The 17,307-nt window shown below is 71.9% G+C and carries 11 protein-coding genes, 1 tRNA gene and 1 riboswitch; of the genes, 5 read left to right on the forward strand and 7 right to left on the reverse strand.

The features are described from left to right. Positions 1-5: 5 nt before the first annotated feature. Positions 6-200, reverse strand: a riboswitch (cyclic di-AMP (ydaO/yuaA leader). A gap of 603 nt (positions 201-803) precedes the next feature. Both CGQ25_RS01970 and CGQ25_RS01975 read left to right on the forward strand, forming a co-directional pair. Further along, complete coding sequence (locus CGQ25_RS01970; protein ID WP_208711571.1) at positions 804-1,643, forward strand: winged helix-turn-helix domain-containing protein; 840 nt, start codon at positions 804-806, stop codon at positions 1,641-1,643. A gap of 62 nt (positions 1,644-1,705) precedes the next feature. Beyond that, positions 1,706-2,242, forward strand: a complete 537-nt coding sequence (locus tag CGQ25_RS01975; protein WP_208711572.1) for a histidine phosphatase family protein — start codon at positions 1,706-1,708, stop codon at positions 2,240-2,242. Here the strand turns inward: CGQ25_RS01975 and CGQ25_RS01980 are convergent. The 6 genes from CGQ25_RS01980 to CGQ25_RS02005 all read right to left on the reverse strand — a co-directional run bounded on the left by CGQ25_RS01980 (position 2,202) and on the right by CGQ25_RS02005 (position 7,965). Beyond that, entirely contained in the window at positions 2,202-2,825 is a 624-nt protein-coding gene (locus tag CGQ25_RS01980) for a hypothetical protein (RefSeq protein WP_208711573.1), read from the reverse strand. The two genes, CGQ25_RS01975 and CGQ25_RS01980, sit on opposite strands and share 41 nt — an antisense overlap. 36 nt (positions 2,826-2,861) lie before the next feature. Then, complete coding sequence (locus CGQ25_RS01985) at positions 2,862-3,551, reverse strand: TetR/AcrR family transcriptional regulator (RefSeq protein ID WP_208711574.1); 690 nt, start codon at positions 3,549-3,551, stop codon at positions 2,862-2,864. Further along, positions 3,548-5,584 carry a YhgE/Pip domain-containing protein gene (locus tag CGQ25_RS01990; RefSeq protein ID WP_208711575.1) on the reverse strand — a complete coding sequence of 679 codons (2,037 nt, stop codon included), beginning with the start codon at positions 5,582-5,584 and terminating at the stop codon, positions 3,548-3,550. The genes CGQ25_RS01985 and CGQ25_RS01990 overlap by 4 nt, the downstream gene beginning before the upstream one ends. After that, on the reverse strand, positions 5,581-6,276 hold the full coding sequence (locus tag CGQ25_RS01995; RefSeq protein ID WP_208711576.1) for an ABC transporter ATP-binding protein: 696 nt from the start codon (positions 6,274-6,276) through the stop codon (positions 5,581-5,583). The genes CGQ25_RS01990 and CGQ25_RS01995 overlap by 4 nt, the downstream gene beginning before the upstream one ends. A gap of 87 nt (positions 6,277-6,363) precedes the next feature. Beyond that, positions 6,364-7,782: an NAD(P)/FAD-dependent oxidoreductase gene (locus CGQ25_RS02000; protein ID WP_255405510.1), complete on the reverse strand. Its 1,419-nt coding sequence runs from the start codon at positions 7,780-7,782 to the stop codon at positions 6,364-6,366. A 109-nt stretch (positions 7,783-7,891) separates the two neighbouring features. Continuing rightward, positions 7,892-7,965, reverse strand: a tRNA-Arg gene (locus tag CGQ25_RS02005). A gap of 293 nt (positions 7,966-8,258) precedes the next feature. On the opposite strand from CGQ25_RS02005, the gene CGQ25_RS02010 reads away from it, so the two are divergent. Together CGQ25_RS02010 and CGQ25_RS02015 are read left to right on the forward strand one after the other, a co-directional pair. Further along, positions 8,259-10,082 (forward strand): phosphoenolpyruvate carboxykinase (GTP), encoded by a 1,824-nt coding sequence (locus CGQ25_RS02010; protein WP_208711577.1) that lies wholly within the window; start codon positions 8,259-8,261, stop codon positions 10,080-10,082. A gap of 161 nt (positions 10,083-10,243) precedes the next feature. After that, positions 10,244-12,676 carry a PEP/pyruvate-binding domain-containing protein gene (locus tag CGQ25_RS02015; RefSeq protein WP_208711578.1) on the forward strand — a complete coding sequence of 811 codons (2,433 nt, stop codon included), beginning with the start codon at positions 10,244-10,246 and terminating at the stop codon, positions 12,674-12,676. Between the two features lie 144 nt (positions 12,677-12,820). On the opposite strand, the gene CGQ25_RS02020 is transcribed toward CGQ25_RS02015, so the two are convergent. Then, positions 12,821-15,415 carry an ATP-dependent Clp protease ATP-binding subunit gene (locus CGQ25_RS02020; protein ID WP_208711579.1) on the reverse strand — a complete coding sequence of 865 codons (2,595 nt, stop codon included), beginning with the start codon at positions 15,413-15,415 and terminating at the stop codon, positions 12,821-12,823. Positions 15,416-15,536: 121 nt separating this feature from the next. Here CGQ25_RS02020 and poxB point away from each other — a divergent pair, with 121 nt between their 5' ends. Beyond that, complete coding sequence (poxB, locus tag CGQ25_RS02025; RefSeq protein WP_208711580.1) at positions 15,537-17,261, forward strand: ubiquinone-dependent pyruvate dehydrogenase; 1,725 nt, start codon at positions 15,537-15,539, stop codon at positions 17,259-17,261. Positions 17,262-17,307 lie beyond the last annotated feature (46 nt).

Below are 17,307 nucleotides of genomic sequence, written 5' to 3' on the forward strand. Positions count from 1 at the left end.
GCGGATGGGCCTCTCGTTGGCGCCTGCGAAGTTAGCTGTCGGGTTCGGATGCGAGCCATCCGGCCCTGCCGATGGGCATGGGCTTCACCCCAAGGGCGCACCTCCGCTCGGGAGAGCGGGCGCGGCCGCCAGGTGGGTCCTCCGTCTCTGCCTTGCACTGAACGCAACGGGCCGCCGGCAGAGTTCGGCGAGCGGGTCCCGTGGGCACCCGCCGTTCTGCGGGCACCCATACACCGTACGGGAAGCTTCCGCCATTGTCACATTTGGGTAACGGCAGATTTGGCGCCGGCATTAGCTGACCGAAGGGTCGGTTGTCTACCTGACAGGGCCGGGTCTCTAACGCGCGTCCACGACCGTCCGCATTGTGAGACTCCGGCCACTTCAACGGAAGATGAACTGGAGACGTCCTTTCGTCGAAGATCCTTCGACAAAAGCTCAACCATTCTCCGGAACTATGAAAATCTTGATTCATAACGGGCGTGCGCCGAATCGTGATCGTGATCACAAAGGACTTCCGCATCTCACCATGTGAGACGAAAGCGGCATTGTTACTTGCCTGTAGGCATTGTTACGCCGCACACTCTCAGTGTGAACAAAGACTCAACAGCACCTGCAGCCGCAGTAGCCCTCGCTGGCTCACCCGCCAGCCTCGAGCCGTGCTGTTGTCGAATGTCGAGCTGACTGCACCACCCCAGCGTTTAGCCCCAGTCGTTCCTCCGCCCAGCGTCGGGCAGCACCTTCCCACGCGGGCGATCTGCTCCGCATTCGAAGCCTTCACGGCTAGTTCTCTCGAGGTCTGATCCATGTCTGTTGCTTCCGGCTACGTCCACATCTCTGTCCGCAACGCCCAGAAGTCCCAGCCGGGCCACCGGCAGCCGTTCGGCTCGCGCTTCCCGGGCCAGGCCGATGCCCCGGCCCACCCCGGAGCCCAGCAGGGGCTGCGGCCAGCCCAGCCCTTCCGCTCCCTGGCCGAGGACTACGCCCCGATCACCGCTCCCACCCCGGTCGTCCCCGCAGGGCCTGAGCCGGTGCGGGCGGTCACCCCGGACAACGTCGCGCACGGCTTCGTCCTCTACGTGGGCCTGTCCGAGCAGCAGGCCGCCGCGGCCGGCACCTCGATCGCGCGCATCGCCCAGGAGATCCGCGCGTACGCGCAGAACCTCGTTGAGGGCGTCGAGAGCTACGCGGCCGTCGCGGTGGCGCCGGCCTCCGCACCCGGCTCCTCGCTCGACGTCGTGCGCTCCACCTTCGGCGACCCGACCATCGCGGCCCGCCAGCAGCGCCCCGAGCCCCGTCCGGCCCCGCAGTCGGACGCCCGCCCGGCCGGCGTCCTCATCGACCTCGCCCGCCGCGAGGTCCACCTCGACGGCGAGACCCTGAACCTGACGTTCAAGGAGTTCGAGCTCCTGAACTTCCTCGTGGAGAACGGTACGCGTACCGTGAGCCGTGACGAGCTGCTCGAGGGCCTCTGGAAGAACGCCGAGGAGATCCCGAACGAGCGCACGATCGACGTTCACATCCGCCGTCTGCGGTCCAAGCTCGGTCGTCTGGCGAACACTGTCCGCACCGTGCGCGGGCAGGGCTACCGGTTCTACGAGCACCCCGAGGTCATCGTCTGGGCCGCGCCCGAGTACTCCATCTAGCCGCTGCCACGGGGGAGCCGGCAGGCACCGGCCCCCTCCACCGCGCCCCGTAGGCTAGTGGCGTGAGCAAGCACCACCTCAAGCGCCTCGTCGTCCTCCGGCACGCGAAGGCGGCGTGGCCGGTCGGAGTCGCCGACGCCGACAGGCCGCTCGCGGAGCGCGGGCACGCCGACGCCCCCGAGGCGGGGAAGTGGCTGCTCAGGCACCACATCGTGCCGGACTTCATCCTCTGCTCGGTGGCGCTCCGCACGAGGCAGACGTGCACGTGGGTGTGCGAGGAGCTCGGCGACAAGGCCCCCACGCCCAAGCTCGAGTCAGGCCTGTACGCCGCCAGCGCCGCCCGCATGCTCGCCGTCGTGAACCACGTCCCGGAGACCGTGCGCACACTGCTGGTCATTTCGCACATGCCCGGTGTGCAGGACCTCGTCCTGCGCCTCGCGTCCCGGGACTCGGAGCACGAGGCCTACATGGACGCCGCGAGCCATTTCCCCACCACGGGCCTCGCCGTGCTCGAGACCGAGACGCCGTGGGCCGAACTCGACGGTCAGGACGCCCGCCTCACGCACTTCGCCGCGCCGCGCGCGAAGAAGAGGGGCTGACCGCGGACGACGCCGCACGGCCCGGGCGGCGCGGAGCCGCGGCGACGGCGGTGCGAACCGGTGCGGGCCGCGCTGCCGTCCTGGCCGGGATCCGGCCGGGACCTGGACGGGTTGCCGTGCCGCCCGGGCGCTGCCCGGGTCGCGTCGCGGGCCGGCGTGGGGAGCGGGCTGTCCGGCGGGTCTCCGGCCACACGGCACCGCCGAGCAGCACCGTGAGGGTGGCTGCGCCGGCAGCCAGCGCGCCCAGGAAGAACGGGTCGGCATCGCGGCTGGAGACGGACGTGACCACCGTCGGGTCCGTGTCCCAGGCGAGGCCGATGAGCCGGAGGAACGCGAGGCCTGCTCCGATCGCGAGGGCGGATCCCGCAGCGGCCACGCCTGCCACGACATAGCGGGACATGGCGAGCACCGCGTACAGGGCGGAGGCGATGAACGCTCCGATGCCCAGCAGGGCCAGCGAAGCCAGCCCGCCGTCGAGCGTCAGCGCGGCCGCCGCCGCGAGCGCCGCGGCCGCGCCGGCGCTCCACAGCGTCGCCCGGGCGCTGGTGCGCAGTGGCAGGAAACGGGACTTCGCGGCGGGCATGCTTCCATTGTGGAGCTGATACCAGAGTTTCTGCTGTTACGACTGGGATTCGGATTTTCGTGGCGCGGCGCGGACCTGTTCGGGCGGTTCGAAGGCTCCCGCGACGACGCCCACGACCGCCTCGATGGAGGGTCCCAGCGGGCGCGCCCCGTCCGCCGCCCGGTCCGTGCCGACCACGAATGCCGCGCCGAAGACCGCGAGGGCGACCATGTCGAGGTCCTGCCCCTCGCGGGGCCGCCTGCGGGCAGCGAGCCGCTCCAGGGCGGCACGGATCTCGGCCACGACCCGCGCCCGCATCCCGCTGAGGACCGGCTGCCAGGCGCCGTCCGCCCGCCACTGCTCGCCCATCCACAGCCGCACGAACGCCGGGTACGCCTCGATGAAGCCGAGGGCCCGTTCGACCATCCCCCGCACCTCGCCGAGGTCACCCCCCGTGCCGCCGAGGTCACCCCCTGTGCCGCCGAGGTCACCCCCTGTGCCGCCGAGGTCACCCCCTGCCTGCACGTGCCCGGGACGCAGTGCGTCCATGAGCAGAGCCATCCCGTACTCGAGGAGCTGGGCGACGAGCTCGTTCTTGCTGCCGAAGTTGTAGTAGACGGTGCCCTTGGCCACGCCGGCGGCGGCTGCGATCTCGTCGACCGTCACCGCGTCGGTCCCGCGCTGCCCGATGAGCTCCATCGCGGCGGCGAAGAGCCGTTCCCTCGTGCCGGTCCTCCGGGCGCTCATACGGCGATCTCGGGCTGCAGCGTCTTGAGTCGCCACGTCATGTTCCTCCGGGTGCCCAGAACGTTGAGCAGGCCGCCGAGCAGCGTGTAGCCGATCAGGCCGACGACGATCGGCAGGACGCCGGACAGGTCGCCGCCGTAGATGAGGTGCCGCATGCCGTTGACCACGTAGCCCATGGGCAGGATCTGGTGGGCGATCCTGAACGGCTCCGGCGTCATCTCCCACGGGAAGGTCCCACCGGAGGACACGAGCTGCAGGATGAGCAGGATCAGCACCACGAACTTTCCCGCTGTCCCCACAAGCGAGATGATGCCGTGGATCAGAGCGCTGAACGCCATGCCGCCCAGCAGCAGGAACAGCCACATCAGCACGGGGTGCGCGGGATGGAGCCCCAGCGCGAAGTCCACGACCAGCGTCAGGAGCGTGGCCTGCGCGGCGGCCACCGCGACGAACGGGAGCCAGCCGCCCACGGCGACCTTCCACGCGGGGGCGTTGGAGGCGAGGGCCCGCAGGGTCACGGGGCGCATCGCCTGGGTCAGCATGAAGATCCCGACCCACATGGACAGCGAGAGGAAGAACGGGGCGAGGCCGGCGCCGTAGGAGCCGGCGGCGGTCTGCGAGACGCGGTCGACGGCGACCGGGTCGCCCATGACCTTCGAGACGTCCTCGGTCTGCTTCTCGGACGGGTTCGGGACCTTCCCCGCTCCGGCGGCAAGGCCGTCTGCGAGACCGTGCGCGCCGGAGTCGGCCCGCGCGGCGCCGTCGCGGAGCTGGGCGGCGCCGTCGGACGCCTGGGCCGCGCCGTCTGCGAGCCGCTGGGTGCCCTCGAGGGCCGCCTGCTCGCCCGAGGCGAGCTGCGCGGCGCCCGCGGACAGCGAGTCCGCGCCGTCGGACGCCTGGCCGATGGCCGAGGTGAGGGCGGGCATGCCCGCTGCGAGCCGGGCCGCGCCGTCGGCGACCTGGCGGGAGCCCGTGGCGAGCTGCTGGACCTGGGCCGCCGCGGTGTGGAGCCGGGCGCGGGCGTCGGAGGCCGGCGTCGAGGACTGCGCGCCGGCCACATCCGCAACCATCCGGTCCGCCTGTGCCTGGGTCAGGACGCCTGAGGCCACGAGCTTCTGGGCGGAGGCCCGGACTCGATCCTGGAGGCCCGCGTCGGCCGCGTCTGCGGCGGCCACCGTGGACTGGACCCTGTCATTGAGGGCGGCATTCCCGGCCGCGACCTGGGCCGCGCCGTCGGCAAGCCGCTGCGTGTCCGCCGGGAGCGTCGCCGTCTTCTGCTCGAGCGTTCCGAGGCCGGCGGCGAGCTGCGCGGAACCGTCACGGAGCCTGACCGCACCGTCGCGGAGCTGGGTCTGTCCGGCCACGAGCTGGCCGGCCCCGCTGCTCACCTGCGCCGTGCCGTCCGCGAGCTGCGCCGAGCCGCCCTTGAGCGCGTCGAGGCCCTCGGCGAGCTGGGCCGCGCCGTCGGAGGCTGTCACGAGCTGGGCATGGATCGTCCCGTAGCCGGTGAGCAGCTTCGCCGCGGTCTCCGTGCCCACCTGCTTGGCGACGGCGTCGTGCACCGCTGTGGTGACCTTGTCCACGATCGTTGAGAGGAGGTAGTTGTTGGCGTCGTTCGTGGTGACCTGGAGCATGGCCTGCTGTGCCGAGTCGAAGCTGCCGGGGGAGGCGAGGTTCGCCGAGAAGTCCGCCGGCAGGGTCAGCGAGAAGGAGTAGGTGCCCGTGCGGACGCCCTCGTCGGCCTCGGCCCGGCTCGAGACGCGGTGCCAGTCGAAGAGGTGCCCGTCGACGAGGGTCTGCGCGACGTCGTTCCCGGCGTCGAGCCGGGTGCCGTCGGCCGCGTCGGTTCCCCGGTCCTCCACGACGAGGGCGGCGGGGATCCGGTCCATGTTCCTGTACGGGTCCCAGTTCGCGTACAGGTAGACGGCGCCGTAGAGGAGCGGGACCATGGTGAGGGCCAGGATCGTGAGCTTGGGCAGCAAGCCGTAGGTCATGCGCTTGAGCTCGGAGCCGGCGAGGCGCAGCACGGTCATGCCCTGACCTCCTCGCGCTCGCGCGGGGCGAGGTCCCCGCACTCCGCGCCCTCGGCTGGTGCCGCATTGCCCACGACGGCGGCCGCCCCCTCCCAGCCCCGTGGCACCTCCGCGACCACGCCCACGACGGCGAGCGCGCGGCCCGGGTTCCCGGCGAGGGCTTCGAGGCGCGGGAGCCAGTCGCCGGCGCGGTCTGAGTGCCGGTCGGGGGAGTCGACGACGAGGAGGCGGACCGCGGGGTCCGCGAGGGCGAGCTCGGTCAGGAGCTCGACGCGCCGGTGCGGCGGCAGGCTGCGGGCCCACTCCCCGGCGACGTCCTCGAAGGCGTGGACCGTGAGCCATGCTCTGGGGTCCGTGGCGCCGCGGTGGCGCCGGGGGAGGAGGGCGAGGTCCTCGGCGACGAGGTCGCGCACGCTCAGGTGCAGCTCGGCCTCGTTGATGCCGGGGGAGTCCACGAGCGCTGCGGCCTTGCGTAGGGCGCGCAGGTCCTTCCTGGCCGTCCTCGGCGTACCCCACGCGGCGGTCCCCGAGTCCGGGGCGTAGCGGCCGCTCGCCGCCAGCGCCAGAGCTGTGCGCTCGTCCTGCCCGTCGGCGCGGACGAGCGTGAGGCTTCCTGCGCTCGCCTCGAAGGAGGTCGGGGGCACGAGGTCGCCGTGACGGCCGACGACAGTCAGACCACGAACTGAAAGCATGCTCTCAATTGTAGGAAACTGACCGGGCAGTACAAAACTGAGAGCGGTGCGCCCGCGCTTCCCCCGGGGGGGCGACCTCCGGCCCGACTACACGCCGTACGCCTCGAGGAGCCTCAGCCATACCTCGGAGAGCGTGGGGAACGCCGGCACCGCGTGCCAGAGCCGGTCCAGCGGAACCTCGCCCACGATCGCGACCGTAGCGGCGTGGAGGAGTTCGGCGACGTCCGGCCCGGCGAAGCAGGCGCCCACGACCGTGCGGAGGTCCTCGTCGATGAGCAGCTGGGCCCAGCCGCTGTAGTCCTCGGCGTGCAGCGACGCGGCCGCGACATTGATGGGCACGGCGATCGGACGGACGCGGAGCCCGGCCTCCCAGGCCTCCTCCTCGCTGAGCCCGACCATCCCGATTTCCGGATCGGTGAAGACAACCTGGGGGACGGCGAGCCGATCGGCGGTGCGCGCCCACGGGCTCCAGGGCTGGGCCGTCTCGGTCTGCGCGAGCTCGCCGCGGGCGCGGGCGGCGATGGCGTCACCCGTGATGCGCGCCTGGTACTTGCCCTGGTGCGTGAGCTTGGGGCCGCCCGAGCAGTCGCCCACCGCGTAGAGCCAGGAGAGGCCCTGCACCCGGCCGGTCTCGTCGACCCGCATCGAGACCGGCTCGACGCCGAACGCGGGCAGCCCCAGCCCGTCCAGCGCCGGACGGCGCCCGGTTGCGACGAGCAGGCGAGCCGCCTCGAGCGTGCGCCCGCCCGGGAGCGTGACCTGCACGGCGCCGTCGTGCGTGTTCTCCACCAGCTCGGCGGAGGTGTTCTCGATGACCTCGACGCCGTCGGCCGCGAGGCCCTCGGCGACCAGCCCGCGCGCGTCCACGGGGAACGCCGAGAGGAGCGGGCCGCGGGCGACGACCGTGACGCGCGCGCCGAGCCGGCCGAAGGCCTGCGCCAGCTCCGTCCCCGCGACTCCGCCTCCCAGGACGATGAGGCTCTCGGGGACCTCGTGCGTGCTGGTGGCCTCCTTGGTGGTCCAGAACGGGACGTCGTGGAGGCCGGGGATCCGCGGAACGGCGGGCGCGGAACCGGTGGCGAGCACGACGGCGTGCCGCGCCGTGAGCGTGAAATGGTCGCCGCGGTCGTCGCTCACGACGACGCGCCGCGCGCCGGAGAGCCGGGCTCGCCCGCGGACGAGCTCGATGCCGGCACCTGAGACCCACTCCGCCTGAGAGGTGTCGTCCCAGGAGTTGACCGCCGCGTCGCGCCGGGCGAGGACCCGGGGAATGTCGAGGGATCCTGTGACGGCCTCCCGTGAGCCGGCGACGGAGCGGGCGGCCCGCAGGGCGGCGCCGGGGCGGAGGAGCGCCTTGGAGGGCTCGCACGCCCAGTACGAGCAGGCACCCCCCACCAGATCGCCCTCCACGAGGGCCGCGGTGAGGCCGCCCTTGACCGCCCGGTCCGCTGCATTCTCGCCGGCGGCTCCGGCTCCGATCACGATGACGTCATACTCGCTGTCCACCCCACGATGCTATTCGACGGGGCAGGCCGCGGCCCGAGCGGGGGAGAGAAAGCTAGGGGAGGTGAAACGACAGGAGGACCCGGCCTTCCGGCCGGGTCCTCCTCATGTGTGCGCCCAAAGGGATTCGAACCCCTGACCTTCTGTTCCGTAGACAGACGCTCTATCCAGCTGAGCTATGGGCGCTTACCTGCCGCGCGGTTTGTTCCCTCGCCGCTCGGCCTCGAACAACTTTACGCGAACACCTCCCCAACTCCAAATTGGGAACGTGTGTCGCTCGGCACCCGCGCGTGAAGTCATATTAGCTAGACCGGTCTATGTGACCTTCCTCACTTAAAACGAGGCCTCCCCGCTCGGAACCCCCGAAAAGCCGCAGTTTTCGGATGTTTCGCTCTCGTTTCGAGCGTCTTGGGGGCCGGTGGTACAGACCACCTTCCCTAGCATGGAAGAACACGCCGACCCCAACAAAGGAGACCGACATGGGCGAAACTCGTCTGCCGCTGATCGCGGAAGCACCCACCACGTACGAGCCGCTGCTCTCCTGGGTCGAGGAAGTCGCCGAGCTGACCAAGCCCGAGCGCATCCACTGGGTCGACGGTTCCGAGGCGGAGTACCGCCAGCTGACCGATGAGCTCGTCATTGCCGGCACCCTCACGCGCCTGAACCCGGAGCTCTTCCCCAACTCCTTCGCCGCGTTCTCGGACCCGGCCGACGTGGCCCGCGTCGAGGAGCAGACCTTCATCTGCTCGAAGAACGAGCGCGACGCCGGCTTCACCAACAACTGGATGGACCCGGACGCCATGAAGGAGAAGCTCACGGGCCTCTTCGACGGCTCGATGCGGGGCCGCACCATGTACGTGATCCCGTTCGTCATGGGCCACCTCGACGCGGAGGACCCGAAGTTCGGCGTCGAGATCACCGACTCGGCCTACGTGGTCGCCTCGATGCGCATCATGGCCCGCATCGGCTCCGACGTGCTGAAGAAGATCGAGGAGACGCGCGCGTTCTTCGTCCCCGCCCTGCACTCCGTCGGCGCCCCGCTCGAGGAGGGCCAGGAGGACGTCGCGTGGCCGTGCAACCCGGAGAAGTGGATCGTGCACTTCCCCGAGGAGCGCTCCATCTGGTCCTACGGCTCCGGCTACGGCGGCAACGCGCTGCTCGGCAAGAAGTGCTACGCCCTGCGCATCGCCTCGGTCATGGCCCGCGACGAGGGCTGGCTCGCCGAGCACATGCTCATCCTCAAGCTGACCAGCCCCGAGAACAAGGTGTACAACGTCGCCGCGGCCTTCCCGTCCGCGTGCGGCAAGACCAACCTCGCGCTCCTCGATCCCACGATCGAGGGCTGGAAGGTCGAGACCCTCGGCGACGACATCTCCTGGATGCGGTTCGGCAAGGAGGGCGAGCTCCGCGCCGTCAACCCCGAGGCCGGCCTGTTCGGCGTCGCGCCCGGGACCGGCTGGGGCACCAACCCGAACGCGATGCGAGCCATCGCCAAGGGCAACAGCATCTTCACCAACGTGGCCCTCACCGACGACGGCGGCGTGTGGTGGGAGGGCATGACCGACGAGGTCCCGGCCCACCTCACCGACTGGCAGGGCAATGACTGGACGCCGGACGCCGGACGCCCCGCCGCCCACCCGAACTCGCGCTTCTGCACGCCGATCGACCAGATCGACATGCTCGCCCCCGAGTACTTCGCCCCGAACGGCGTGGAGATCTCCGCGATCCTCTTCGGCGGCCGCCGCAAGACGACCGTTCCGCTCGTCACGCAGTCCCGCAGCTGGGCCAACGGCATCTTCATGGGCGCCACGCTCTCCTCGGAGACCACGGCCGCCGCGGCCGGGGCGGTCGGCGTCGTGCGCCGCGACCCGATGGCCATGCTGCCGTTCATCGGCTACGACGCCGGTGACTACCTCAACCACTGGGTCCGCGTCTCTGCGAAGGGCAACCCGGCGCGCCTGCCGAAGATCTTCCTCGTGAACTGGTTCCGCCGCACTCGCGACGGCAAGTTCGCGTGGCCGGGCTTCGGCGACAACTCGCGCGTGCTCAAGTGGGCGATCGAGCGCATCGAGGGCACGGCCGACGCCGTCGAGACCCCGATCGGCTTCGTCCCGACCGCGGACAGCCTGGACCTCACCGGCCTGGACATGACCGAGGCCGAGGTCGAGGAAGCCGTGCGCTTTGACGCCGACGAGTGGCACGCGGAGCTCCCGGGCCTCGAGGAGTGGTTCGCACGCTTCGGCGGCTCGCTGCCGAAGAGCATCACGGCCGAGCTCGAGGGCCTCAAGTCGCGCCTTGCGTAGCCTTCGGCTGATAGAGCACACCATGACCCCGGCGGTTTAGACGGCGCCGGTCTTTCGGAGGGTCGCCCCGCTGCACACGGGGCGGCCCTCCACCTTTTCCGGGTCTGGCCGCCCGCGGCACGCGGCCCACGGCATGGCCGCGGCGGGCGTACTGTGGCGTCATGGACGACGGCGCCGCCCCACCTCTGGTCCTTCCGCTCGCCTCCGTCGGGGCTGCAGACCTGCCCGGGGCCGGCGGCAAGGGGGCGAACCTGGGGGAGCTGGTCGCCGCTGGCCTCCCCGTCCCGGCCGGGTTCGTGGTCACGACGGCGGCCTACCGGGCCCACGCGGCACGCGTCGCCCTCGATCCCTCCCGAGCGGCGTCCGACCCGGCCGCCGCCCGGGACCTCCTGGCCTCGGCTCCCCTCGACGCCGCCACCGCGCACGCGGTCACGTCCGCGCTCACGGAGCTCGGGCCTGCCGAGTCCCGAGTCGCGGTCCGGTCGAGCGCCACCGCCGAGGACCTCCCCGGGGCAGCGTTCGCCGGCCAGCAGGACACCTTCCTCGACGTCACCGGGCCCGACGCCGTGCTCGACGCCGTCCGCCGCTGTTGGGTCTCCCTCTGGACCGACCGCGCCGCCGACTACCGGAAGCGGCAGGGGATCGACCCCGCCGAGGTGGCGATCGCCGTCGTCGTCCAGCGCATGGTCGCGGCTGAGGCGGCCGGTGTCCTCTTCACCGCCGACCCCCTGACCGGCCGACGCGACCTGCTGGTGGTCGACGCTGCGCGAGGACTCGGGGAAGCGGTCGTCTCGGGGCAGGTTACACCGGAGCACCTCGTCCTGAATCGGGACGGAGCGGTGCGCGAAAGGACCCCGGGGGAGGGCGGCGGCCGCGTCCTGTCCGACGCTGCGGCCCACGAACTCGCCCGGCTGGCGGTGCGCGTCGAGCAGCACTTCGGCGTCCCGCAGGACATCGAATGGGCCTTGGCCGAGGGGAGGATCAGCCTGCTCCAAGCCCGCCCCATGACCGCGCTCCCGCTCGAGCCGCCGGAGCTGAACAGGATCCAGCAGCTTGTGGCGCCGTTCTTCGTCGAGATGTTCACGGTGCGCCCGTACCCTCTGGACGTGACGGGCTGGATCGGGCCCGGCGTCGTGCGGATGCTCCACCTCATGGCAGGGAGCGTCGGGGTGCGCTTCCCCCCGCTGGAGCAGCTGGTCCGCGGGCGGGACGGCGTTCCCCTCCAGCTCGTGCCGCCCCGCCCGCGCCCGAGCCTGTCCACCCTCGGCGCCCCGCTCTCGGTCGCCCGGCGGGTGCGGCGCTTCGACGTCCGGCGGTGGAGGGAGGACCCGCTGTTCGCGGCTTTCCGCTCCGCGGTCGTCGCGCTCGACGCCGAGGACCCGGCGACGCTCGACTGGCAGGGGCTCCTCGACCGGGTGGACCGCTGCAACGCGGCCATGGAGCCGCTCGGGAAGATCCGGGTGCGGTACCTGCCGGGGTCGTTCGTCCCGTTCCTTCCCCTGCGCGCCCTGCTCGGCGTGCTCGGCCTCGGCCGGCTCGCTCCGCGGCTCGTGGCCGGCGGCCGGACCCGGACGCGGGACGGGAACGACGCGCTCGAGGCCCTCGCCGCCGTCGTCCGCGCGGACCCCGAACTGGCCCGCGCGGCCCGCGAGCTCGCCCCTGCTGGGTTCCTCGAGGCGATCCGCACGCGCCCCGAGTTCGCCGCATTCGCCGCGCGGCTCGACGCCTTCCTGACGGAGTACGGGCACCGGGAGTCGGTGAGCATCGTGATGGCGACCGCGCCCACGTGGCGCGACGACCCGCTGCCCGTGGCAGCGCTGCTGACGACGCTCGCCGAGATGCCACCCGCCGACCGCGCGCACGATCCGGGAGCCGCCGCACTCGCCGAGCTCCTCGGTCATCCTGCGCTCCGGTCGGAGCGGGCGTCAGCGCTGGCCCGCGGAATCGTCGAGGCGTGCCGCCGCGGCCTCGCCTTCCGCGAGGACACGCACTTCTACATCACGGCGCTCATGCCTCCGCTGCGCGCCACGTTCCTCGAGCTCGGCCGCCGGCTCGCCGGAGCGCGCGCCCTCGTGTCGCCGGAGGACGTCTTCCACCTGCGCCTCGAGGAGCTGCGGGAGCTTGCCGATCCGGCGGTGATGGGCGACGCCGAGGCTGACCGGGTGCGCGGCCTCGCCGCCCGCCGGGCTCGGCTCCGGCGAGAGTACGCGGGGGTACCCATGCTCGACCCGAGCCTGTTCGGCGGCCGCCGGGGGAGCGGTGCCGACGCCGCAGGGGCGCTCCTCGCTGGGACACCGGCGAGCGCGGGAGTGGCCGAGGGGCCGGTGCGCATCGTCCTCGGGTCGGAGGGCTTCGCCGACCTGCGGACGGGAGAGGTACTCGTGTGCCCGAACACGAACCCGTCCTGGACGCCGCTCTTCGCCCGGGCCGCCGCGGTGGTCGTGGACACGGGCGGGCTGGGCTCGCACGCGGCAATCGTTGCGCGGGAGTACGGCGTCCCAGCCGTCATGGGGACGAGGACCGGGACGTCGGTGCTGCGTGACGGGCAGCGGGTCCGCGTCGACGGCAGCCGCGGCCGCGTCGACCCGGCCTGACCCCCAACACGTCTGAAGGTCACCTCCTGTTGGCCAAAGTCCAGACAATGGCCTTCAGGAGGTGACCTTCAGATGAGGAACCCCAGGAGGTGACCTCCAGGAGGTGACCTCCAGGAGGTGACCCTCAGGAGGTGACCCTCAGAGTCAGGCGGCGGGGGCCGCCTCGGCGACGTCCGCGCTCACGGTGAGCACCGCGCCGTCGTCCGCACCCGAGACGCCCACGGTGACCCGGCCGCCCTCGGCGACCTCACCCGCCACGAGCAGGTCCGCGACGCGGTCCTCGAGCTCGCGCTGGATCACCCGGCGCAGCGGGCGGGCACCGAACTCGGGCTCGTAGCCGCGCTCGGCGATCCAGTCCACGGCGGCGTCGTCCACGGCCAGGGCGATGCCCTGCGCCGCGAGCCGAGCCTCGGTGCTGCGGAGCTGGAGCCGCACGATCTCGTGCAGCTGCTCGCGGGTGAGCTTGCGGAACAGCACGATCTCGTCGATGCGGTTGAGGAACTCCGGCCGCATCGTCTCGCGCAGCCGGCCCATGATGCGGGCGCGCAGCTCGGTCTCGGACGGGCCGCCCTCGGCGCCGCCGGCCGCGAAGCCGAGCGAGGCGCCACGGGTCGCGAGGAACTCGGACCCGAGGTTGGACGTCATGATCACCACGGTGTTGCGGAAGTCCACGGTGTGGCCCTGGCCGTCGGTGAGCCGCCCGTCGTCGAGCACCTGCAGGAGCAGGTTGAACACGTCGGGGTGCGCCTTCTCGACCTCGTCCAGCAGCACCACGGAGTAGGGGCGCCGGCGCACGCGCTCGGTGAGCTGCCCGGCCTCCGAGTAGCCGACGTACCCGGGAGGGGCCCCGACCAGGCGCGAGACGGTGTGGCGCTCGCCGAACTCGCTCATGTCGAAGCGCACCATCGCGGACTCGTCGCCGAACAGCGAGGCCGCGAGGGCCTTCGCGAGCTCGGTCTTGCCCACGCCCGTGGGGCCGAGGAACAGGAAGCTGCCCACCGGTCGCCCGGCGTCGCCGAGGCCGGTGCGGTTGCGGCGCACCGCCTTCGCGATCGCGGTGACCGCGTCCTCCTGCCCGACAACGCGCCCATGGAGCTCGTCCTCGAGGCGCGCGAGGCGCTCGCGCTCGCCCTCGGTGACCCGCGCGGCCGGGATTCCGGTGGCGCGGGCCACCACGGCGGCGATGTCCTCCTCGCGCACGACGGCGTCGCCCCCCTGGGTGCCGACGCCCTCCGCCGCATCGGCGATCCTGACGGCTACCGCCTCGATCGCGTCGCGCAGCCGTGAGGCCTCCTCGTAGTCCTCGCGGGCGACGGCGGCGGCCTTCTCCTGTTCGAGCCTCGTCGCCTCGGCGTTCAGGGCCTCGACGTCCACGGCCCGGGGGCCGCGCGCGAGGCTGAGCCGGGCGCCGGCCTGGTCGATGAGGTCGATGGCCTTGTCCGGCAGGTACCTGTCCGTGATGTAGCGGTGGGAGAGCTCGACCGCGGCGCGGATCGCCTCGTCCGAGTACGCCACATCATGGTGCTCCGCGTAGCGGGGGGCGAGCCCGGCCAGGATCGCGACGGCGTCCTCGACGCTCGGCTCGCCGACCGTCACGGGCTGGAACCGGCGCTCGAGGGCCGGGTCCTTCTCGATGCGGCGGTACTCGTCGAGCGTGGTGGCGCCCACGAGGTGCAGCTCGCCGCGGGCGAGGCGGGGCTTGAGGATGTTGCCCGCGTCCATGCCGCCCTCGCCACCGCCGCCGGCGCCGACGACGGTGTGGAGCTCGTCGATGAACGCGATGACGTCCCCGTCCTCGGCGAGCTCGTCCAGAGTCTTGGTGATGCGCTCCTCGAAGTCGCCGCGGTAGCGGGTCCCCGCCACCATGGCGGGCAGGTCGAGGGAGACCACGCGCTTGCCGGACAGCTGCGCGGGCACCTCCCCGGACGCGATGGCCTGGGCCAGGCCCTCGACGATCGCCGTCTTGCCGACGCCGGCCTCGCCGATGAGCACGGGGTTGTTCTTGGTGCGGCGGGCCAGGATCTCGATGGCCTGCTCGATCTCCTCGGCGCGGCCGATCACCGGATCGAGCCTGCCCTCGCGGGCGAGCTCGGTGAGGTCCGTGCCGAACTGGCCGAGCATGGTGTCCTTCCCGCTGCGTGCGCCACTGCCGGTGGTGCGCTTCGGCGCGCGGGGCGAGGCCTCGCCGTCGTGCGCGGAATCCGCCGGGGCGGACTCGCCCTCCTGGAGGGACTGGGGCGTGACGCCGGCGGCCGCGAGGATCTGGCCCGCGGGCGCGTCCGTGCCCAGCACGAGCGCGAGGAACACGTGCTCGGGGTCGATGTACGTGGACCCGAGGGAGCGCGCGACCTTGTACGCGTCGAGGAAGACATGCTGCGCGGCGGCGGTGAGCGTGGGGGCGGCGGCCGGGTCTGCGTCGGAGCCCTCGGCGGGTTCGGGCAGCCGCTGTTCGACGGCCTCCACGATCCCTGCGGGGTCCACGCCCGCGCGCCGGACCATGTCGGAGACCGCCTCAGTCTCCGCGAGGATGCGGAGCAGGTGCAGGGCGTCCACCTCGCGGTGTCCGTGGTCCTTCGCGTAGCGGCCGGCGACGTTGAGCACCTTCTGGGTCCCGCGGCTCACGAGCCGCGTCATGTCGATGGGGCGCCCCACTCGGCGCGCTCCCTGACCCTGGAGGTACCGGGCAAGGAACTCGTCGAAGGAGCCGTTGCCGGCTGCGGGGCCGAAGAACAGTGGCATTCGTAATCCTCCGAAGGATAGATACAGAGTTGAGTGACTTACGCTCAAGTTCAACGTCTGTGCTACCCAGTTATTCCCCGGGGGTACCCGGGATCTGCGTCACACGGCTAGGTTGGAGGCCATGACGACCATCGCTGAGAACATCGTCGACACCCTCGCCGCCAACGGAGTCCGCCGCGTCTACGGCCTCCCCGGGGACTCGCTCAACGGGTTCACCGACGCGCTCCGCGGCACCCCGAGCATCCAGTGGGTCCACGTGCGCCACGAGGAGGCCGCCGCGTTCGCCGCCGCCGCGGAGGCGGCCCTCACCGGGGAGGTGGCTGTCTGCGCCGGCTCCGCGGGCCCCGGGAACCTGCACCTCATCAACGGCCTCTACGACGCGAACCGCTCCCGCGTGCCCGTCCTCGCGATCGCCGCCCACATCCCCAGCACCGAGATCGGCTCGAACTACTTCCAGGAGACCCACCCCACCGAGGTGTTCCGCGAGTGCAGCGTCTACGCCGAGCAGGTCACCGACCCCGCCCAGATGCCGCGGATCCTCGAGATCGCCCTGCGCACCGCGGTCGAGAAGCGCGGCGTCGCCGTCGTGGTCCTCTCCGGGGACATCGCGCTCGCCCAGGTCGCGTCGGACCGGATCGCCGTGGTGCGCCGGGCCGAGCCGCGGGTCGTGCCGAGCGGGCCCGAGCTGCGGGAGGCCGCGGACATCCTCAACGCGGCCGGGAAGGTCACGATCCTCGCAGGCGCCGGCGTCGAGGGAGCCCACGACGAGGTGGTCGCGCTCGCCGATGCGCTCGGGGCGCCGATCGTGCACGCGTTCCGCGGGAAGGAGTTCATCGAGTACGACAACCCGTTCGACGTGGGCATGACCGGCCTGCTCGGGTTCAGCTCCGGCTACCGCGCCATGGAGTCCTGCGACGCGCTCCTCATGCTCGGCACGGACTTCCCCTACCAGCAGTTCTACCCGGAGCGGGCGAAGATCATCCAGGTGGACATCCGCGGCGACCAGCTGGGCCGGCGCACGCGCCTCGACCTCGGGCTGGTCGGCGACGTCAAGCACACCGCGTCCGCCCTGCTGCCGCTGCTGACGCGGAAGAAGCGGCGCACCCACCTCGAGTCGACCCTCAAGCACTACGCCAAGACCCGGTCCCGGCTCGACGACCTCGCCACCCCGACGAAGAAGGGCCAGCCGCTCCACCCGCAGCACATCACCCGCGTCCTCGACCAGCTCGCCGACGACGACGTGGTCTTCACGGCGGACGTGGGCACCCCGGTGATCTGGGCGGCGCGCTACCTCACCATGAACGGGCGACGGCGCCTCGTCGGCTCGTTCACGCACGGCTCCATGGCGAACGCCCTGCCGCACGCGATGGGTGCGCAGGCCGCCTTCCCAGGCCGGCAGGTCGTGGCCCTCGCCGGCGACGGCGGCCTCTCGATGCTCATGGGAGAGCTCATCACGCTCGTCCAGAACCGGCTGCCCGTGAAGCTCGTCGTGTTCAACAACGGCTCGCTGAACTTCATCGAGCTCGAGATGAAGTCGGCGGGCTTCGTGAACTTCGGCACCGGGCTGGACAATCCGAACTTCGCCGCCGTGGCGGAGGCGTTGGGCATCAAAGGGGTGCGGGTCAACGAGTCCTCCGAGCTCGAGCGCGGCCTCAAGGAGGCGCTCGCGCACGACGGCCCCGCCCTCGTGGACGTCGTGACGGCCCGGCAGGAGCTCGCCATGCCGCCGGCGATCACCGCCCAGCAGGCCAGCGGCTTCACGCTCTACGCCCTCAGGACCGTCCTCTCCGGGCGCGGCGACGAGGTGCTCGACCTGGCGAAGACCAACTGGCGCCAGCTCTTCTAGGGGTCACCTTCTGCGAGTCACCTTCTGGGAGTCACCTCCTGGCGGC

The organism is Sinomonas sp. R1AF57 (assembly GCF_002224485.1).
Taxonomy (GTDB): Bacteria; Actinomycetota; Actinomycetes; order Actinomycetales; family Micrococcaceae; genus Sinomonas; species Sinomonas flava.